The sequence below is a fragment of the Nitrosomonas sp. Is37 genome (genome assembly GCF_033063275.1).
GTDB lineage: Bacteria > Pseudomonadota > Gammaproteobacteria > Burkholderiales > Nitrosomonadaceae > Nitrosomonas.
On the sequence record NZ_JAWJYP010000078.1, the window covers coordinates 1 to 660 of the forward strand.

1 pseudogene is annotated in these 660 nt (G+C 45.6%); it reads right to left on the bottom strand.

Going from position 1 to position 660, the window contains the following annotated elements:
• Positions 1-375: 375 nt before the first annotated feature.
• Positions 376-597, bottom strand: a pseudogene (locus R2Q26_RS15335) (IS110 family transposase); the annotation flags it as partial.
• Positions 598-660 lie beyond the last annotated feature (63 nt).

A 660-nucleotide genomic window follows, 5' to 3' on the forward strand; every position in this document is an offset into this window, starting at 1 on the left:
ACCAATCCAGTTGAATCCGTCTTTGCTACTGTCAGATTGAGAACAGACAAAACCAGGAATTGTGGTAGCAGAACAACTACGTTGACCATGGCGTTCAAACTCATGGAAACAGCACAGAAAAAATGGTTTCGTTTCGATTACGAGGTTATAAGCTGTTAGCTGATGTCATCACCGACGTCAAATTTGTTAGCGGTATTAAACAATCAGGAGATCAAAAACAGGCAGCCACTTAACTCTCTATACACCAGATTTGACTATAGCTCATTTTGACTATAGCTCATCATGTCATGATTGCCTGTGTAATCGGTGGTAATCTTTCTCCTTAAACTCGTTTTTAATGCAGCATACCAATACGCCTCGATTCAACCGTCGCGATCAGTGAGCTGCAGCAGTTGCTGCCATAGTGTGATCAGGGTGAAATGTAGCTTTTTGGGTAAGCAATGCCCAGATGATGCGGGCATTCTTGTTTGCTAGGGCAACAGCAGCAACGTTCTTATTGCGCCGCGCTATCAGCTTGCACAGCCAGCTTTCAGGCTCGGCCTTTTTTTCGGCAATGCGGATGACTGCTCTTGCTCCGTGGATCATTAGGTAGTGTAGTCACAAGATATTTGCCCAAAGAGCGATGCATCTGATATGGACGGCGGCGAGGAAGGAAGCGGT